Below are 17,974 nucleotides of genomic sequence, written 5' to 3'. Positions count from 1 at the left end.
ATCTCCCCCGCTGCCCACTGCCCTGCTATCGTATCATTCTTACTTATTCAAATCGTCCATAGAATGCGTTCCGATATACATCAGCCAACTCTGTTACGAGTGGAAGCTTCGGATTCGCTGTTGTACATTGGTCTTCAAAGGCGCGGTCTGCCAAGTAATCAACATTGGATTCGAAGTCCTTGGCATCGAAGCCAATTGCTTGGAACGATTCTGGAATACCCAGTTCGCGGTTCAATTCCCGAATTGCGTTGATAAGGCTGTTCACACCCTCTTCCGTTGTGCGGCATGGAAGACCGAGGATGCGTGCAATTTCCGCGTAGCGCTCATCAGCTACGAAGTGGTCATATTTCGGGAACGAAGCGTACTTCGTAGGCTTTTTCGCGTTGTAACGAATGACATGCGGCATGAGAATCGCATTCGTGCGACCATGTGCAGTATGGTATTGCGCTCCCCATTTATGCGCCAAGCTGTGGTTGATGCCTAGGAACGCATTCGCGAATGCCATACCAGCAAGTGTCGATGCGTTGTGCATTTTCTCGCGCGCTTTCGGACATGCTTCATGATGAGATTTCACCAAGTTCTCGAACACGAGCTGAATGGCCTTTATTGCCAGACCATCAGTATAGTCGCTTGCCATCACCGATACATACGCTTCAATCGCGTGCGTCAAAACGTCCATTCCCGTATCAGCAACTGCCGTCTTCGGCAAGCTGTACACGAACTCTGGGTCAATAATCGCTACGTCCGGCGTCAGCTCATAATCAGCAAGCGGATATTTCGTGTTACCTTTTTCCTTATCCGTAATAACCGCGAACGAGGTTACTTCCGAACCAGTACCCGAAGTCGTTGGAATTGCGACGAACTTCGCCTTCTGGCCAAGACGTGGATATTTGAATGTACGCTTGCGGATGTCTAAGAACTTCTGCTTCAGGTTATCGAATTCAGCATCTGGATGTTCGTAGAACAGCCACATGCCCTTCGCTGCATCCATCGGCGAGCCGCCGCCCAAGGCGATAATGCAGTCTGGCTCGAAGCTGAGCATCATTTCTGTACCGCGTTCCACTGTCTTCGTCGAAGGATCTGGCTCGACATCCGAGAACACTTCAATGACGACTGGGTTGCGGCGTTGACGCAAATAGTATTCCAGCTTCTCCACGTAGCCCAGCTTCACCATCATTGGGTCGGTAACAATCATGACACGGCTAATATCCGGCATCTTCGCCAAGTATTGCGTTGCACCCTTCTCGAAGTAAATCTTATTTGGCACCTTGAACCATTGCATATTCACTGTACGCTTCGCCACCCGTTTAATATTCAGCAAATTGACCGCTGTTACGTTCGAAGAAGTTGAGTTGCGGCCATACGATCCGCAGCCAAGTGTCAACGAAGGAATATTGGTGTTGTACAAGTCTCCAATCGCGCCATGAGTAGAAGGAGAGTTGACCAGAATGCGGCCCGTTTGCAGACGGTCGGCGAACTTACGAATTACCTCGTCATCATTCGAGTGGATGACCGAAGAGTGACCCATACCGCCAAATGCCACAATTTCAGCCGCGCGGTCAACGCCTTCTTCTGCGGTCTTCACCTTGTAGCAAGCAAGCACGGGGCTCAGCTTCTCTGCAGACAGTGGGAACTTCGGCCCCACACCATCCAGCTCAGCTACAAGTATCTTCGTTGTATCTGGTACTTGAAGTCCGGCCATCTCAGCAATCTTCTTCGCAGATTGGCCCACGATGTTCGGATTCACCGCACAGGTGTCTGTCTTCATTGCCATCGCTTGGAGCTTGCCGGTCTCTTCCTTGTTCAAGAAGTAGCAGCCCTGAGCGGTCATCATTTTCTTCGTTTGCGCGTAAATCGGCTCTTCAATGATGACAGCTTGCTCGGATGCGCAGATCATGCCATTATCGAACGTCTTGGACAGAATCAAATCCGTTACCGCTTGATTCAGATCAGCCGTCTTCTCGATGAAGCACGGCACGTTGCCTGGGCCAACGCCTAAGGCAGGCTTGCCGCAGCTATAAGCGGAGCGAACCATACCAGCACCGCCTGTCGCCAGGATTAGCGCCACATCAGGGTGGTTCATCAAGCCGTTAGTCGCATCCATCGACGGATACTCAATCCATTGGATACAATGCTCAGGAGCACCATATTTCACCGCTGCCTCATGCAGGATTCGAGCTGCTTCCGCACTGCATTTCTGAGCGGATGGATGGAAGCCGAAAATAATCGGGTTGCGTGTCTTTATCGCGATGAGCGCCTTGAACATGGTTGTTGAAGTTGGGTTCGTTACCGGCGTAATCCCCATGACAATTCCAACCGGTTCCGCAATCTTCATATAAGCACCCTGCGGATTGTCCTCGATGACACCTACCGTTTTGTCATACTTGATATAGTTGTGGATATATTCAGTTGCGAAAATGTTTTTCGTAATTTTATCTTCATACACACCGCGACCCGTTTCTTCAACAGCCATCTTGGCAAGCATCATATGCTTATCCAAGCCAGCGAGTGCCATTTGCTGTACGACCTTGTCGATCTGCTCTTGGTTCATGTCCATAAATGCTTCCTGCGCCTTATTAGCGCGGTCAATCAGTTGCTGAATGTGCTTCGTAACATCGACTTGCTCCGTTTTTTTCTCTACAGTTGGTTTCGTTTCTTGTTTTGTCGCCATTCTCTCCGCCTCCATTCATGGATACCTTGCAATGAACCTAAGAAAGGGTTTCTCTATACGGTGTGTCTGCTGTTCTGTTACGGTCCTTTTCTGAGGTTCGTGTTGGTTACAATTGTTTGTGAATCATTTCACACTTTCATTGTATCCATCTTTCGTGTGTTAGTATGTGATTAATTTCACAACACTGATTGATTTTACTTATTTTTTATTTCTCCCCGATTTTATTTGATTGGCGTGATATTAATCACTCGATTTAACCAAACTGTAAATAATTTTAATCGTAAATAAATTGACAACTGCGTGCGGAACATCCATGATAGTAATACGTATTCATATAGTGAAACTTGTCACATGGAATTCTTTGGGTCAAAATTACTAAAATTTGAAATATGTAAATTGGAGGGGAACAGAGTGACTAACATCACCGACAAATTTGGAGAGCCCTGCAATACCTCTTGTTTCTCAGAACAGAATGTAGAACGATTAATCAATATCGGTAAAGAACGTACCTATCCTGACAGCTCTCATCTCTTCTGGGAAGGAGATCTATCTGATAAGCTGTTCCTCCTGAAGAGCGGACGTGTAAAAATCACAAAGTCTACAGATGAAGGCAAAGAGCTAATTCTGTACATGTATCAAGCTGGGGATTTGGTCGGCCAAGTTGATCCATTCCATAGTACAAAGCACACTTTCACAGCGGAAGTCCTTGAAGAAGCTGAGGTATTGCTTATTGAGCAGAAGGATATTGAGATTCTCATATGCCAGCACTGCGACTTCTCAATTGATTTCATGAAGTGGATGGGGATCCATCACCGCCTGACTCAGACCAAGTTCCGCGATCTAATGATGTATGGTAAACCAGGCGCGCTATGCTCCACTCTCATCAGATTGTCCAATACTTACGGTGAAGAATTAGAAGACGGCGGTCTCCTGATCAACAAAAAAATTACACATACCGATCTATCGAATATGATCGGCGCTACTCGTGAGAGCGTCAATCGTATGCTAAGCGATCTTCGCAAACGCGATGTTATTGAATATGAGAATGGTATGATTGTCATTCGCGAATTAGAACACCTGCGGGAAGTATGTCATTGTGAAATGTGCCCGAATGAAATTTGCCGCATCTAATACAAAACGCCCTCATGCAAGCTCATGGCATGAGGGCCTTACTTCTGTTTACCTCTACAGATAGGGTACTGCTAACGGTTTCCCGATATGAATAAGGAACATGTCCATTCCATTCTACTCCCTACCCATTGTACTTTCCTCACCGATTTTTTCTAATGCACTTAATTGGCTGTGAGACGGAACACATGTGCAATTGGTGCCTTGCCCCCTACTTCATGTGCGGGCAGCTTTACATGCAATCCTGCTTCGTCAGAGTGGAATTGAAGCTTCTCATCTATCCCTACCAAATGAATTGCCGTTACCTTGTCTGTACACGGAAGAATGATGTTATCGTTAACATTAGTATCTTCAGACGGATATAAATACGTGCAATATACCTTATCGTCCTTGCGTGTAAAGGCGCAGCGCTGTGTAAAGTAAGGAGCGCAGATGCGCGTTCCATAGACGGCTTCCCCATAGGTGCCCATCCACGCGCCAAGTTCCTTGATGCGAGCAATCGCACCCTCAGGAATCCGACCATCCGGCTGTGGCCCAACATTTAGAGCCAGATTTCCTCCCTTGGCGACTACCTCCATCAGAATATGAACAAGTTGTCGGGTTGTCTTGTACTTGTCCTCAAAACGGAAGGAGAAGGATGTTCCCATCGTAATGCAGCTTTCCCATGGAACATTCATCGCTTCACTTGGAATCGTCTGTTCCGGCGTAATAATATTCTCATATGGCCCTCCAACCGTACGGTCGGCAGATAGCAGCCATGGCTGCTTCTCTCTAGCTTTCTCCACGACTTCTCCGAGACGGATATCCTGAGATACACGGCTCTCCTTGCATACCCAACCAGCATCCAACCACAATACATCGATACGTCCGTAGTCTGTTAACAGCTCCATGATCTGTTCATGAGTAAACTGAACGAACTGCTCCCACAATTCAGGATACTCCTGCGGATTATAGGACGGGCCCCGCCACGTTGGGTTGCTTCGCTCCATCCCTGGTGCCCAATAGGTAGGTGTATGCCAGTCTGCCTTAGAGAAATAGGCTGCAATCGCCAATCCTCTGTCACGGAAAGCATCAAAAAGATGCCTACATACATCTGCGTACTTATGGGTATGGAATGGCGTCTGTGCACCTGTTATCCGATAGTCTGTTGTTTTGGTGTCCCACATGCAAAAACCATCATGATGCTTCGTCGTAAAAATCAAATACTTGAAGCCGCCTTCAACAGCAAGATCCGCCCATAATTCAGGCTGGAAGCGCAGCGGATTAAATGTCTTATTTAGATCGAAGTATTGCTGCTTCAGCTCTTCGGCATCATAATCCCAATCCACACTATCTCGCGACCACTCTTCATCGACATCACTAAGCGCCCACGACTCTACGATACCGAGCTGGGAATAGGTTCCCCAATGCATCATTAAGCCCAGCTTCTGATCCTTGAACCATTCCAGCTGTTCAAGCAACTCAGGGCGATCTGGCTTCACCCATTCGTCTTCCGCACTGAAGTTATGTACCCCTTGCTGCACGATCTGCTCATCCTCACGTGGTTCTGCCTGTTGCTGAATGGTTTCACTCATCTCGCTTATCCTCCTCTGTCTGTTCATTGATGAAATCGAACCATTGTACTAACAAAAATATCTATTTCTAGTTAACCAGAAACCGCTCTCAATCTGCAATACAAAAACAAGGACACAAGAAATTTGCGGGGAAAATGAATAAACGAGCGGAAAATTCTATAAATGATGTTCTTTGTCAAGGATCCTGCACATCATGCATATTCACACAAAAAAGCCCCCAACATGAGACGCGCGTCCCGCGCTCACATTGAGGACTGTATGGATATGCATCCTTTATGGAGTGATGATGAATTCAATCTGGTCATCTGGCTGCAGAACAAGCTTCCGCCCCTCGGCCACCGTCATCTTCTTCCCATTTACCTTTAATGTAAAGTCTATCGTTTTTTCCATTTTCCGCTGACCGATGTGCAGCACTTGCTTGCCGTCATCTGACAAGGAGATTTGTGCAAACTCATCAATTAAATCGTTTACATTCATATTCTTTTTCCAGCTGACCACATAGGTATTGGTCATTTCTGGGATCGTAGTGCCTCCGTCGATACTCAATGTCAGTCCTGCAGTAGGCAGGGAATTCGTCTTGACATCCATTCGCTTCACAAACACAACAACCGTATCACCTGGGCCGACGATCTTCTCCATCGCTGTAGGCTGCCTAAGTTCTTCATCATTGACCACGATGCCCCATCCCATCTTCGTATCCAGGGCAACATCTCCGACGGACATGATCGCACCATCCTCTTCCGAGATCTTCACAATTCCTGTCTGCTTCAAGGAATCGGTAACGGTCATGCCTGACTTCCAATCAATCTCAATGCGTTCTGACAAGTTCGGTATATAGGAACCGCCCTCGATAGTAACAGTCACCTTCGAAGCCGGACTAGATTGCTCTTCTGCCTGCTGCTCCTGCTCAGTTGTCTTGGAGCAAGCAGTGATTATGCATATCAACAACATCAGTACAACAAGAACTTTGGAGTGTTCGGCGTAGTTGCGAATGCGTAGCCATCGTCTTTTCATTACGTCAACTCACTTTCTTGCCTTCTCTACCTATAAACATACAGGTTTCTTAGTCTATTATGCAATAAGATGAGCAAGAAATCGTATCAATCCCGTAACAAAATCCGATCGAATTATGAATTGATCGACATAAATATGAGAGTTGGCCCTAATTTATACAACTACTTCCTCCAGGATTTTCTTCATATAGGTTTTTCGTGCAGCGAAAAAGAATAGCGCCTGCATCACAACGAACATGCTCACGACTGTCAATGCATACCCCATCATATTGGAATAGACCATGTTGCTTAATGTCTTCAAGGCGAACAGCGTATGAACGCTACCTACCATGCATGGTGCAAAGAAGATAAGCCCTACTTGGAACGTAACTACACGGCGTATCTCCACAATCGACAAGCCAATTCGCGTTAACCCCTTGAAGTATGCCTGATCATCCTGCAGTTCGGTGAACAATTTGAAGTAGATGACACTTCCGCTCGCAATAAAAAATAACAAACTAATAAACAAACCGATGAACATCCCTAGAGAGGACACTTGGTTCGTGCTGCTCCAATCATACACCCTGCTTGAGATTCTGATACTGTCATCTTCCTCTTCGTTAAACGACACGTGCTCCCGAATCTTTTTGTCTAAAGCCAAGGAATACTCCCAATCCGACCAATTGAATGCATGTCCATATCGAGCTCGGTCAGCCGGCGCCTTATCGAAAAAAGGGGCAAACAAATCATCGCTAACGACTAACACATTGTAAACGCCTATACCTGAATTGATTACATTTCTTGTGGTCTTTTCCCGAATATGCCCGGATACCTTTGTAGACGTATCTCGAATCATGATCGTTACAGGCCCTGGATATCCCAAATATAGTTTCGAATCACTTGGTTCATCCACATTCAAGGGCTCACGAAGAACAAGAACCATCTCATCGTTCATAAGGGATAGGGGTGGTCCCCCCTCCATCGCAATGATCCGATTATAATCAGACACACTAACCATTGCTCCATAATTCTCTGACAATTCAGCTTGCATGTAATACACTTCAACATATCTGAAGGCAGCATCTTGTTCTATCTCGTTCTTTGTGCTGTCCCCCCAAGCCTTTATCATATCCGGTTTGATCGGCTGCTGTCTGTCCTTCGTCCAGGTGATGACGTAACTTTGCGGCATATCATTCAACTGCTTCCGCTTCATCGTCTGATCGAACGCATAAAAGCTTGCGGTTGCTGTCAATACTACTGCGCACAAGATGGATACATTGAACAGCACACGGGCATTGTCCTTCAGCTTGAATGCTGCTTGCGAGATGTTCAGCAAATTGGTTCTTCGATAATAGACGCGCTTATTTCGCTGCAGTATGCGGATAATGGCTACACTGAACTGCGTGTAGAAGAAATAGGTGCCCAGCACCGTGAATCCTAATATCGGCAATGCGGTTAAGGCGAACAACTGTATCGTCGTAACATAAGCCAGACTATATCCCAGCGCTAGCGACATTACAGAGAGAACGACGAGCACCCATGAGAATTTAGGGGGCGATTTTGGCTCTTTATGCGCCCGTATGAGCTCAACAATTTGGCTGCGCCCTACTTTTCTCAAGGAATATAAGGTAATACACGTAAACAAAATCATGTATCCTGCCGATGTTAAAAGGATTGCCTTCGGAACAATATAAAAAGTAATCGGGGTATCGACAGCCAGTATGTGGGATAAAGCATTAAAAACAGCTTCGTCATAAAGGCGCCGATTCCCATTCCTAAGACAATGGCTAGGATAGAAATAATCATGTTCTCATAAAATACGAGTCTTCGTAACTGCAGCTTGGTCATTCCGAATAGAGTGAGCAAGCCGAATTCCTGTTGTCTGGATTTCAAAAATGCAGAGCTCGAGTATAACGTAAAGAAAAAAGAGAAGATGATGATCAAATACTCGCACAGCATCATCACTTCTCGAACTTTATGACCACCGGGCACTTGTCCATTCATTACATCAGGGTGATAAATAAATGCCGCATACATGAAGAAAACCATTACCGCGAATACACTGCTCAAAAAATAAGCGCTGTATCGATGCCAATTCCCCTTGATATTACTTGTAGCGAGCTGTCGGAATGTCATCGAAGTTCCCCCCTAACAAGCTGAGCGAATCTAAGATGTGTTGGAAGAAAATCTGTCGATTGGCACCACGTCGCAGTTCGGAGAACAATCTGCCGTCCTTAATAAATATGATTCGTTTGCAATAACTCGCTGCAAAAGCATCATGCGTCACCATCAATATGGTACGATTCGATCGCTCATTCAAATCTTCGAGCGCAGTCATAACATCCTTCGCTGCCTTGGAATCCAAGTTGCCTGTCAGCTCATCCGCAAGAAGCAGAGATGGCTGATGTATGACAGCGCGTGCAATCGCCGTACGCTGCTTCTGACCACCAGAAACTTCATAAGTACGCTTATCCAATATATGATCGATGCCAAGCCAGTTCGCCGTTTCTAACAGTCTGCGCTCAATCTCTCTAGCAGAGATGCCGTCGAGAGCAAGCGGCAATATAATATTCTCCCGAATACTTAACGTATCCAGCAGGTTGAAGTCTTGGAAGACATAACCGAGTTCTCTTCTACGAAAATAGGCCAGCTTGCGATTGCTCAGCTTCGCCGGATCCGTCCCGTTAATAAACACATCTCCAGAAGTTTGCTTGTCTATCGTAGCTAATATGTTCAACAGTGTCGTCTTGCCACTGCCTGATGGCCCCATAATCCCAACAAATTCCCCTTCGTCGATCGTTAGATTGATATCTTGAAGAGCCGTATAGGTCATGTTTCCTCTTGTTCCATATACTTTGGATAATTGCTTAGCTTCTAATACAGGCATAGGTGTCCGCCCCTTCCTCCTTGCTTACGCTCCAGAATCCTCATGTATACACACAGTATACCCTTTCCCTTCTTCGTGCCAACATCGAATTGGCTTTCAATCCCCTCTACCACCTTACAAAGTTGTCACATTCGTCTAATCCTATAAAAATAGCCCTCTTCCTCATGGAAAAGGGCTTCAGGGTAAGCGCTTGTTCATCGGGTCATGTACTTAGTGCAATCGCTCCAGCAACTGATGGTGCATGGCTCTGGTCTCGAACTTCATCGTTACTGTCGTGCCTTCATTCAGCTTCGATGCAATACTGATTGTGTGTCCCAGCTTGGAGCAAACTTGTCTAACTAAGTAGAGTCCCATACCGGTTGCATCCCCTTCCTTACGGCCATTCTGACCGGTGAAGAATGCATCAAATACACGCGGCAAATCCTCAGGGGCAATACCAATCCCTTCGTCTTGAACATGCAGGAGTATCGAATCACCTTCCCGCTCCACCTTAAACGTCAACGATTTGGAGCCCTCTTTGTCCCTCATATATTTAATCGAATTCGTTACAAGCTGTGTTAAGACGAAGTTCAACCATTTCTCATCACTATCGACAATCACATCATCGGCTTGAATCTTCGGGAAAATTTTATGCTTAATCAGCGATTTTTTATTCTCATTCACAACCTGCCGGATGACCTGCTTTAGATTCAATCCCCCAACATGAAGATCCAGCTCGAACTTGTCCAGTCGTGCCGTACTCAGCATCATGTCCAGACCTCTCGTAAGACGATCAGCCTCTTCACTCACACTCCGCAGCAGCGACTCAAGCTGAGACTGATCAAGCTCATATACTGGCTGCTGTGTAAGCAAATGAATAACAGACACCGGAGTCTTCATATGATGAACCCATTGGTTCGTGAAGTGAACATGCTTCTCTCGGTCTTTCCGCATCGTAAGCAGTTCGTTCATAAATGAGCGATATTGACGTGATAGAAGCGCATGCATTCGTCTCTGCTCTAATGTGCTTGGATGCTGCAAACAAAGCGTGAAGTCACTATCACTTGCATTCGTCTCTGCATTGTACATTTCCTTGTACCAGCGCCGTTGATTCGTATAATCATAGACTAAACCAATCATAAGAATGAACACAGCAAGTATGAAGATATAGATGAGACTTTCCTTCGCAGCAAATCGCTGCCCAATGCTAAGATCTAGCCACACAACAAGCAAAGCAATCGCTATCGCTAAGAAGCACGTTAAGATAATTACAGTTCGGTCTCTTACATATTGGAGAAAGGTCATTCCCGGCTTCATTCATTCACCCATGTAGCTGACATGCGATACCCTTGGCCTCGCACTGTCTCTATTGCCTTCGCAATTCCAATCTCCTCCATCTTCTTGCGAACGCGGGTAACATTCACGGTTAGCGTATTGTCATCGACGAAGTCCACATCATCCCATAACGTCTCCAGCAATGTCTCGCGAGATACGATATAGCCAATCCGTTCCATAAGGCAAGCAACGAGAAGCGCCTCATTTTTCGTCAAGTCCACACGCTTGCCTGACCATTCAAGGGTGTTCTTCGCCCGGTGCAATGTCAAGCCTTGGACAATCAACTCTTCACCATTGCCCCCACCATTAGCTGCGTATTCCCCATAGGTTCGGCGCAGAACTCCTTTTACTTTGGCTAGAAGGACGTCGAGATGGAATGGCTTCGTAATAAAGTCATCGCCGCCATTTTCAATCGCCATTACTTGATCCATTTCTCCCGTACGTGCTGAGACGAATATGATGGGTACATTCGTCTCACTGCGGAATTGTCGACACCAATAGAAACCATCGAAGGCCGGCAAATGGATATCAAGCAAAATTAAATCTGGATTGATTTCCAGCATTTCATCCTTTAATTGGCTGAATTTTGTCGCACGAGCTACATTGTAATTGTATTTTTCAAGAGAAGACTGCAAGATCGATGCAATCTTATCATCATCTTCCACGATCATAATTGTATACATAACAATACCCCCAGTTCGCGAACGTACTTCTATCTATTTTGTTGCTTTCTCGTTTCCATCATAACATAAACTTCTTTTAATCTAGAAACGAACTATCCACCTGAATGCCTATGTACGCAGATTCAGTAGAGCTGAATCTCTCCATACAATGAACACAACAGAACAAAGCTCCCGCTTCTTAAGACGGGAGCTTATCGATGTGTTCCTTCAATAATTCATACGTTGGAAATATTTACATTGTCTGTGGCAGTTCTTGATACGTGATGAGTACCCCGCCTTCACCTGCATAGGTGCCGATGACTGGGCCCATATTCACGAACAGAACTTGATCGAAGTGATATTTGTCGAGCAATTCCTTCATAAAGGCCTTGGCCCGCTCTTCACAATTGGAATGTGCAAAGGCAATCCACTCTTTGTCAACGTGGTTCCATGCGTCCCCGACCTTCTCAATCAGTCGGCGGAGCGTTTTCTGTGTGCCTCGTATCTTCTCCATCACCTCTATGGAACCCTCTTCGCTTGCCTCCATGAGCAGCTTGATGTTCAACATAGAAGCGACCGTGCCCTTGAACTTGCCCAAGCGTCCGCCACGAATGACATTATCGAGGGTATCCAAGGTGAAGTACGTGCGAGTGTGCTTCACTTGGTGGCTCACGGTATAAGCAACCTCATCAAGTGTCTTCCCCGCTCCAGCCAGCTGTGCCGCACGCACGGCAAGCAAGCCAAGTCCAGCAGATGCTGTCTTCGTATCTATAACTTCAATCCGGTTCGGATGACCTTCTTCCTCGTACATCGTCTTTGCCATTAATGCATGATTGTAAGTGCTGCTTAAGCTAGAGGTCAAGGAAAGGACCAATATATCTTTATCAGTGCCAAGCGATTGATACATATGGTAGAAATCAGCTGGCGACGGACTGGATGTCTTCGGCAGATCCTCCTCCTCTCGCATACGCCCATAGAATTGAGCGGTATCCATATCAGAGGTCAGCACCTCTTGTCCGAAACGTACATATAGAGGTACTACATGGATGCCGAACTGCTGGACGATCTCTGGAGTCAAGTCTGAACTTCCGTCCGTAATGATGTGAATGGTCATGTCATTCTCCTGTCCTAAAGTAAAAGTAAGTTAGTATCGCTCATTCCGCTTAATTATACGAGCTTGTCCATACGTTTACAACGTCAAAAAGTAGGCAATCTTGTGGACACAGCAAAAATGCCGAGCACTAACCTGCTGTCAAGTTAGGCTCAGCATCCGATGAGCTGTCCACTGCGCATTATTCTTGATCCGAATGCTGTAAGGTAGAGCTAGTCTCATCGCAGCATCCGATTGATTCGTTCACCCACTGCTCCGCCCACTGCCCTATGGCTTCCATTACTGGCTGCAGAGCCAATCCTTTGTCCGTAAGCGTATATTCAATGCGTACAGGCGTCTCTGGATACACATTACGAACTACAATCCCTGCCGCTTCCATGTCTTTCATGCGTTCACTCAACATTTTGTCGCTCATGGTAGGAATGAGTGCGGAAATATCCTTAAAGCGCTTCGGCCCGCTCAATAGCACCTGAATAAGCAGCCCGTTCCAACGCTTTCCCAAAATGCAGAATGCCGCTTCGAATCGGGGACACATTCCCAACTGATCTGATTGCATCCGTTCATCCCTCCTTCTATACTTACAAAATGTAAGCATATTTATTTTACCATAGCTGATTCGAAAAGAAAACGCGACTGACATCATTTATTACAAAATTTAATGGACTTGCAAAGAATCTGCAACTTTTTTGGTACGTACGATCATTATAATAGTATGGTGAAAACTTACAATCCATTATTTATTCAATCCGAAAATATCGGGTACTTGCAGAGCTGAGGAGGCTTCCATTGAATTCATATCGCGAGAGCAGGAAAGAGCGGCATGCCCGCATAAAGAAGCAGAGGGCGCGCAAACTGAAGCAATTAGCCGGGGTGGGATTGCTGGTAATTATCGGCCTTGGCTGCATGCTCGCGCTGACAGTGGCCATGCGCACTGTAGAGAACCAGCCTGATTTGGTTTCTCCACCTAATAAAAGTGTGACTCCTACGTCCCCACTGGAGCCAAATCACGAGCAAAAAAAGAAGAACATTGCAGCAAAGGACGAATCAAGTAAATTTGTGTTGCCTCCTTCGCAGGATCCCATCCGAATTGTCTTTGCAGGAGATGCACTCATGGATTGGTCCGTCAAGGAAACCATTCGCAAAAAAGGACCTGATTATCCATTTGAATACGTCAAGGACGAGGTCAGCAGCGCCGATTTTGCAGTTGTAAATCTGGAGACAGCTATCACACACCATACCGAGAAGGATACGAATCAACTGTATAATTTCAAGTCCGATCCGGAATCCTTGCAAGGAATTAAAAATACCGGGTTTGATCTGGTTACGATCGCTAACAATCACACCCTCGATTTTAAACAGAAGGGATTTCTCGACACACTATCATACTTGGAGCAATATGACATCCCCTATGTAGGCGGCGGAAGAAATAAAGAAGAAGCGTATCGGGCGCATACGGTGAAGATTAAGGGTCAAACAATTAAGATCCTCGCCTTCTCCCGATTTATCCCTCAAACGTACTGGTTCGCCGGAGAGAAGCGGCCAGGAATTGCGGAAGCATATAATAAATCAAGTGTTCTCCCTGTTATCAAAAGAGAACGTAAAGACTGTGATTACTTGCTTGTGTATCTCCATTGGGGGGTTGAGAAAAGTCATCGTCCAGAACCATGGCAGCGTACCTATGCGCGTGAAATCATTGATGCCGGTGCAGATGCCATCATCGGCAGTCATGTCCATGTTCTGCAGGGATTCGAATTTTATAAGGGCAAGCCAATTGCTTATTCGATCGGCAACTTCTTATTTCCAGATTATGTGCGAGGAGACAAAGCGGATACAGGGCTGTTGAATCTAACGCTGGATCAAGGAGATATCTCAATGCACTTCACCCCTTACTTCATCTATAAAGACCAAATAATTAAGAAAGATGAGGCTTATGATCGAAAGCAATTAAAGTATTTGGAATCCATCTCGTTTGATGTTAAAATGGACGGCAAACAGGTACAGGATGCAGTGAAGGCAAATGGGCGCGCAACTGCTCCGCCAACACGCTAACCATGCTAGATATGCCGACATCTCGGTCATAAGACGCGAACCTGTACGCAGGATTCGCGTCTTATTGTATGTAAGGCATAATGCCGCAGCATACACAGCAAGCAAGAGGAAGGAAGATGTAATGTGACACAGCCAAAAATAACAATCATCGGAAGCTTGAACATGGATCTCGTAACGGTCACCTCCACAGTGCCAGCACAAGGTGAAACGGTAACTGGTCAATCGTTCGCGACCATGTACGGAGGGAAGGGCGCCAACCAAGCGGTAGCCTGCGCACGTCTAGGGGCTGATGTCAGCTTCATCGGATGTGTCGGTAATGACACATTCGGCACAATGATGTTAGATAACTTGAATCGTGAAGGCATACATACTGAAGCTGTTGAAGTACTTCGTGATGTATCTTCAGGAACCGCTTCCATTATTGTGAAGGATGGAGATAATCGCATTATTGTTGTACCGGGTGCAAATGCACAGGTAACAGCTGAACGAGTTCGCGAACACGCCGATGTCATTCGCCAATCGGACATCATCGTTCTGCAGCTTGAAATTCCTCTTCCTTCGGTACGAGCTGCCATCGAGATCGCGGCTGAGTCAGCAATCCCTGTCATCCTTAATCCAGCGCCAGCAATGGAACTGGATCATCAATTGCTCAGCCAAGTCACTGTGCTCACGCCGAATGAGTATGAGCTTGCCGAGCTTCTCGGGCAAGCGGATCAGGCAGGCGCCTTCGATTGGCAATCTGCTCTGCAAGCGATGCCAGGTAAAATCGTGTTAACCAAAGGGGCTGATGGAGCCTATTGGTCAGACGCCAAGGGACAACTTCACCATAGTCCAAGCCACCGGGTCGACGTTGTTGATACTACGGGAGCTGGTGACACATTTAACGGCGCTCTGGCCGTAATGCTTGCGGAAGGCCGCTCTATGGAGGAAGCAATTCCGTTCGCGACAGCCGCAGGGGCATTGTCTGTGACCGTATTCGGCGCGCAGGGAGGAATGCCGACTCGAGAGCAATTGACGCATTGGATCGCGCAGCACCAAGAGTAATAGCCCATTTAAAAGGAGGAAGCAATATATGGCAACGATTCGCATGCTGCAGGCACTTGATTATGATGCTGCAGCCAGATTGTCTGATGACGTGTTTCGCAATGAAAAGCAGATGTCGATGGCACATAGTTTTTCGTACTTGTTCTCCCCTATTACCGCTCACTCATTTGGTGCGTTTGAGGACGGGGAACTGCTCGCACATATGGGATTGCTTCCATCGGTTGTCCGTATCGGACGATCTCGACTACCTGTATTCTCACTCGGCTCGGTATGCACATCCGAGGCTGCTCGCGGCAAAGGATTCGGTACGGATCTGCTGCACAAGGTTCAAGATCATGTTGCTTCTACAGGCGGAGTGATGATGTTCGTGTCCGGAGGACGATCGCTCTATACTCGCAATCGTTGTTATCCCTTCGGTCAAACACAGATTTATACGGTTACCGCAGATGCAAATGTTGCTGAAGAATCGGGTGTTACAGCTCGCGTTCTTACTGAGAATGACTGTTTTGCTTGGTATGAACTTGCGCAGCAACGAGAAGCTGCTTTTGACTTAAGCTTATGGGATATGCACGGACTTGAGCATGGCGGTGCATTCGCTTCCTGCGTCATGATGAAGCCTAAGGTATACGTACTGGAACGCAACGGTCACATTACTGCATACATCTATATCCTGTTCCCTTCTGCCAAACAGCAGGATGCTGCACCTCGTGTATATGAGTATGGCGGCGCCGCTGAAGAGGTTGCATACTTGCTGCAGCTTGTAATGAAACAGAAGCAAATCACTGCTTCCCAACTGTACGTACCATGGCAGGATACGGAAGTCAGCACTTGTCTGCATGGCTATTCTTCGGAAGAGGAGCCAAACCAAGGGACGTTGTATGTTCCGAGCATAGAGCGATTATTCCGCTATATGCAGAACTGGTGGAGTGATCAAGGGGCACTGGCTGCCCATATTCAGGTCACAGAGCTTGAAGGCGGCAATGTTCGCCTTGAGTATCCAGATGCAGCGTCAGTTGAACTTACTGAGAGTCAATTGTTCTCCCTGCTATTCGATCCGAAGGCAACTGACATTCTCCCTCCTGAATGGCCTTCTGCCGAGCAATTGAAGATCACAATACCACTTCCTTATACGATCGGACTTTTTTACGTATAACTTAATGTTCTCATCATCATTTCTTCTATCGCAGTTGTACTGCTTCAAAGCGCACTAAAATTAGTGCGCTTTTACTTTTGAAGTATACAAAGTTCCACACTGTTTCGCCTTGCCCCAAGCTTTCCTCTTGATGTGAACCTGAATTTTCGCATACAATGAACAAAAGTAGTAGGATATAATCAGAAGGTGAATCCTAGAAATGATTACCCCTTATACTTCCAAGTATCCACATCCCGATGCAGCCTTCTTTTAATTTGTATAATAGGAGCATTTTCATATGGCTACCATTTATGATATTGCGAGACAAGCCAACGTCTCCGCAATGACCGTATCACGCGTCATTAATAATACAGGCAGGGTCAGCGAAAAGACCCGAACCAAAGTTAAGCAAGTGATGGAAGAGATGCAGTACATACCAAATTCGGTTGCTCGCTGTCTCGTCACCCAAGAGAGCAAAATATTATCTCTACTTATTACAGATATCACAAACCCATTCTTCACAACAATGGCCCGTGGAGCGGAAGATGCCGCCATGCAGCATGGATATCGTCTTATGTTCGGCAATAGTGATGAGAGCTTAGTGAAGGAAAAAGACTATGTTCAAATGATACTGTCCATGCGGGTGGATGGTGTCCTATTTGCGCCCAGTGGAGACCAATCCAAAGAACATCTGGAATGGCTGACAAGACAAAATGTCCCGTTCGTGCTGCTTGATCGTGAGGTTCCAGGGATCGATTGTGATGCAGTACTCGGGGATAGTCGTGGCGGTGCCAAACAGATGGTCAGTGAATTAATTCGGTATGGACATCGACGGATTGCCCTATTGAACGGGTCTGAAGAAGTATCGACCGCCAGGGAGCGCAAAGCAGGCTATATCGCCGCCTTGCAGGAAGCCGGCATCCCATTTGACGAACAACTATGCATGCAGATGGGCTATTTACATGATCGGGATGCGCTCGATTTATCTCATTGGACGGAATTGGAGCCGCAATCTCGCCCTACGGCTATCTTTGCTGCCAACAACATGCTTGCGCTCTCTATCTTTACGGCGCTGAATCATGTCGGACTGCGAGTTCCGGATGATATCTCGATCGCTTGCTTTGACGATTTTGGGTGGGTAGAAGAAGCGAATCCGTTCTTTTCTGTTGCTTCACAGCCTGCATATCAATTTGGAGAGACCGGAATGCAGCTGCTGCTTGAGCGAATCAAGGATCGGGATCAAGCCTCCCGCCGAATTATTTTGCCCTGCCAAGTCCACATGCGGCAATCTGTACGACAGCTATAGAACCATAATAAGCTCGAGCACGTTCACGGCCTATTCGAACGGGATTTCATCCCTGTTCAGAACAGGCCGGTCTTTTTTGTCCAGTGAATACCACGAAGCTGCCC

The 17,974-nt window shown here is 46.6% G+C and carries 15 protein-coding genes; 5 read left to right on the top strand and 10 right to left on the bottom strand.

Features of this window, described 5'->3' with window-relative positions; all coding sequences use genetic code 11:
• Positions 1–43: 43 nt before the first annotated feature.
• Positions 44–2,671, bottom strand: coding sequence for a bifunctional acetaldehyde-CoA/alcohol dehydrogenase (gene adhE, locus BBG47_RS12285; RefSeq protein ID WP_065291931.1), 2,628 nt, complete (start codon positions 2,669–2,671; stop codon positions 44–46).
• 411 nt (positions 2,672–3,082) lie between these two features.
• On the opposite strand from adhE, the gene BBG47_RS12280 reads away from it, so the two are divergent.
• Positions 3,083–3,802, top strand: a complete 720-nt coding sequence (locus BBG47_RS12280) for a Crp/Fnr family transcriptional regulator (RefSeq protein ID WP_021253026.1) — start codon at positions 3,083–3,085, stop codon at positions 3,800–3,802.
• A gap of 161 nt (positions 3,803–3,963) precedes the next feature.
• Here the strand turns inward: BBG47_RS12280 and BBG47_RS12275 are convergent, their stop codons facing one another.
• The 9 genes from BBG47_RS12275 to BBG47_RS12240 all read right to left on the bottom strand — a co-directional run bounded on the left by BBG47_RS12275 (position 3,964) and on the right by BBG47_RS12240 (position 12,895).
• On the bottom strand, positions 3,964–5,373 hold the full coding sequence (locus tag BBG47_RS12275) for an alpha-L-fucosidase (protein WP_065291930.1): 1,410 nt from the start codon (positions 5,371–5,373) through the stop codon (positions 3,964–3,966).
• Between the two features lie 273 nt (positions 5,374–5,646).
• Entirely contained in the window at positions 5,647–6,387 is a 741-nt protein-coding gene (locus BBG47_RS12270) for a hypothetical protein (RefSeq protein WP_065291929.1), read from the bottom strand.
• Positions 6,388–6,540: 153 nt separating this feature from the next.
• Positions 6,541–8,010: an ABC transporter permease gene (locus BBG47_RS12265; RefSeq protein WP_254659810.1), complete on the bottom strand. Its 1,470-nt coding sequence runs from the start codon at positions 8,008–8,010 to the stop codon at positions 6,541–6,543.
• Positions 8,011–8,030: 20 nt separating this feature from the next.
• Positions 8,031–8,501, bottom strand: coding sequence for an FtsX-like permease family protein (locus BBG47_RS30695; RefSeq protein ID WP_254659809.1), 471 nt, complete (start codon positions 8,499–8,501; stop codon positions 8,031–8,033).
• Complete coding sequence (locus tag BBG47_RS12260; protein ID WP_065291928.1) at positions 8,473–9,252, bottom strand: ABC transporter ATP-binding protein; 780 nt, start codon at positions 9,250–9,252, stop codon at positions 8,473–8,475. The genes BBG47_RS30695 and BBG47_RS12260 overlap by 29 nt, the downstream gene beginning before the upstream one ends.
• A 210-nt stretch (positions 9,253–9,462) precedes the next feature.
• Positions 9,463–10,548 (bottom strand): sensor histidine kinase, encoded by a 1,086-nt coding sequence (locus tag BBG47_RS12255; protein WP_175400520.1) that lies wholly within the window; start codon positions 10,546–10,548, stop codon positions 9,463–9,465.
• Positions 10,545–11,249 carry a response regulator transcription factor gene (locus tag BBG47_RS12250; RefSeq protein WP_021253032.1) on the bottom strand — a complete coding sequence of 235 codons (705 nt, stop codon included), beginning with the start codon at positions 11,247–11,249 and terminating at the stop codon, positions 10,545–10,547. Before BBG47_RS12250 ends, BBG47_RS12255 begins: the two co-directional genes overlap by 4 nt.
• 232 nt (positions 11,250–11,481) lie before the next feature.
• On the bottom strand, positions 11,482–12,342 hold the full coding sequence (locus BBG47_RS12245; RefSeq protein ID WP_065291927.1) for a DegV family protein: 861 nt from the start codon (positions 12,340–12,342) through the stop codon (positions 11,482–11,484).
• A gap of 178 nt (positions 12,343–12,520) precedes the next feature.
• Positions 12,521–12,895 (bottom strand): winged helix-turn-helix transcriptional regulator, encoded by a 375-nt coding sequence (locus tag BBG47_RS12240; RefSeq protein WP_021253034.1) that lies wholly within the window; start codon positions 12,893–12,895, stop codon positions 12,521–12,523.
• A gap of 230 nt (positions 12,896–13,125) precedes the next feature.
• Between BBG47_RS12240 and BBG47_RS12235 the strand changes: the two genes are divergently transcribed.
• The 4 genes from BBG47_RS12235 (at position 13,126) to BBG47_RS12220 (ending at position 17,870) form a co-directional block, all read left to right on the top strand.
• Positions 13,126–14,388 carry a CapA family protein gene (locus BBG47_RS12235; protein WP_065291926.1) on the top strand — a complete coding sequence of 421 codons (1,263 nt, stop codon included), beginning with the start codon at positions 13,126–13,128 and terminating at the stop codon, positions 14,386–14,388.
• A 123-nt stretch (positions 14,389–14,511) separates the two neighbouring features.
• Entirely contained in the window at positions 14,512–15,432 is a 921-nt protein-coding gene (gene rbsK / locus BBG47_RS12230; RefSeq protein ID WP_021253036.1) for a ribokinase, read from the top strand.
• 28 nt (positions 15,433–15,460) lie between these two features.
• The gene (locus BBG47_RS12225; RefSeq protein WP_065291925.1) at positions 15,461–16,585 is read left to right on the top strand and encodes a GNAT family N-acetyltransferase; all 1,125 of its coding nucleotides are present in this window, start codon (positions 15,461–15,463) and stop codon (positions 16,583–16,585) included.
• Between the two features lie 277 nt (positions 16,586–16,862).
• Positions 16,863–17,870 carry a LacI family DNA-binding transcriptional regulator gene (locus BBG47_RS12220; protein ID WP_065291924.1) on the top strand — a complete coding sequence of 336 codons (1,008 nt, stop codon included), beginning with the start codon at positions 16,863–16,865 and terminating at the stop codon, positions 17,868–17,870.
• Positions 17,871–17,974 lie beyond the last annotated feature (104 nt).

The organism is Paenibacillus sp. KS1 (assembly GCF_001680695.1).
Lineage (GTDB): Bacteria > Bacillota > Bacilli > Paenibacillales > Paenibacillaceae > Paenibacillus_B > Paenibacillus_B suaedae.
This window is presented reverse-complemented; position numbering and strand designations above follow the sequence as displayed.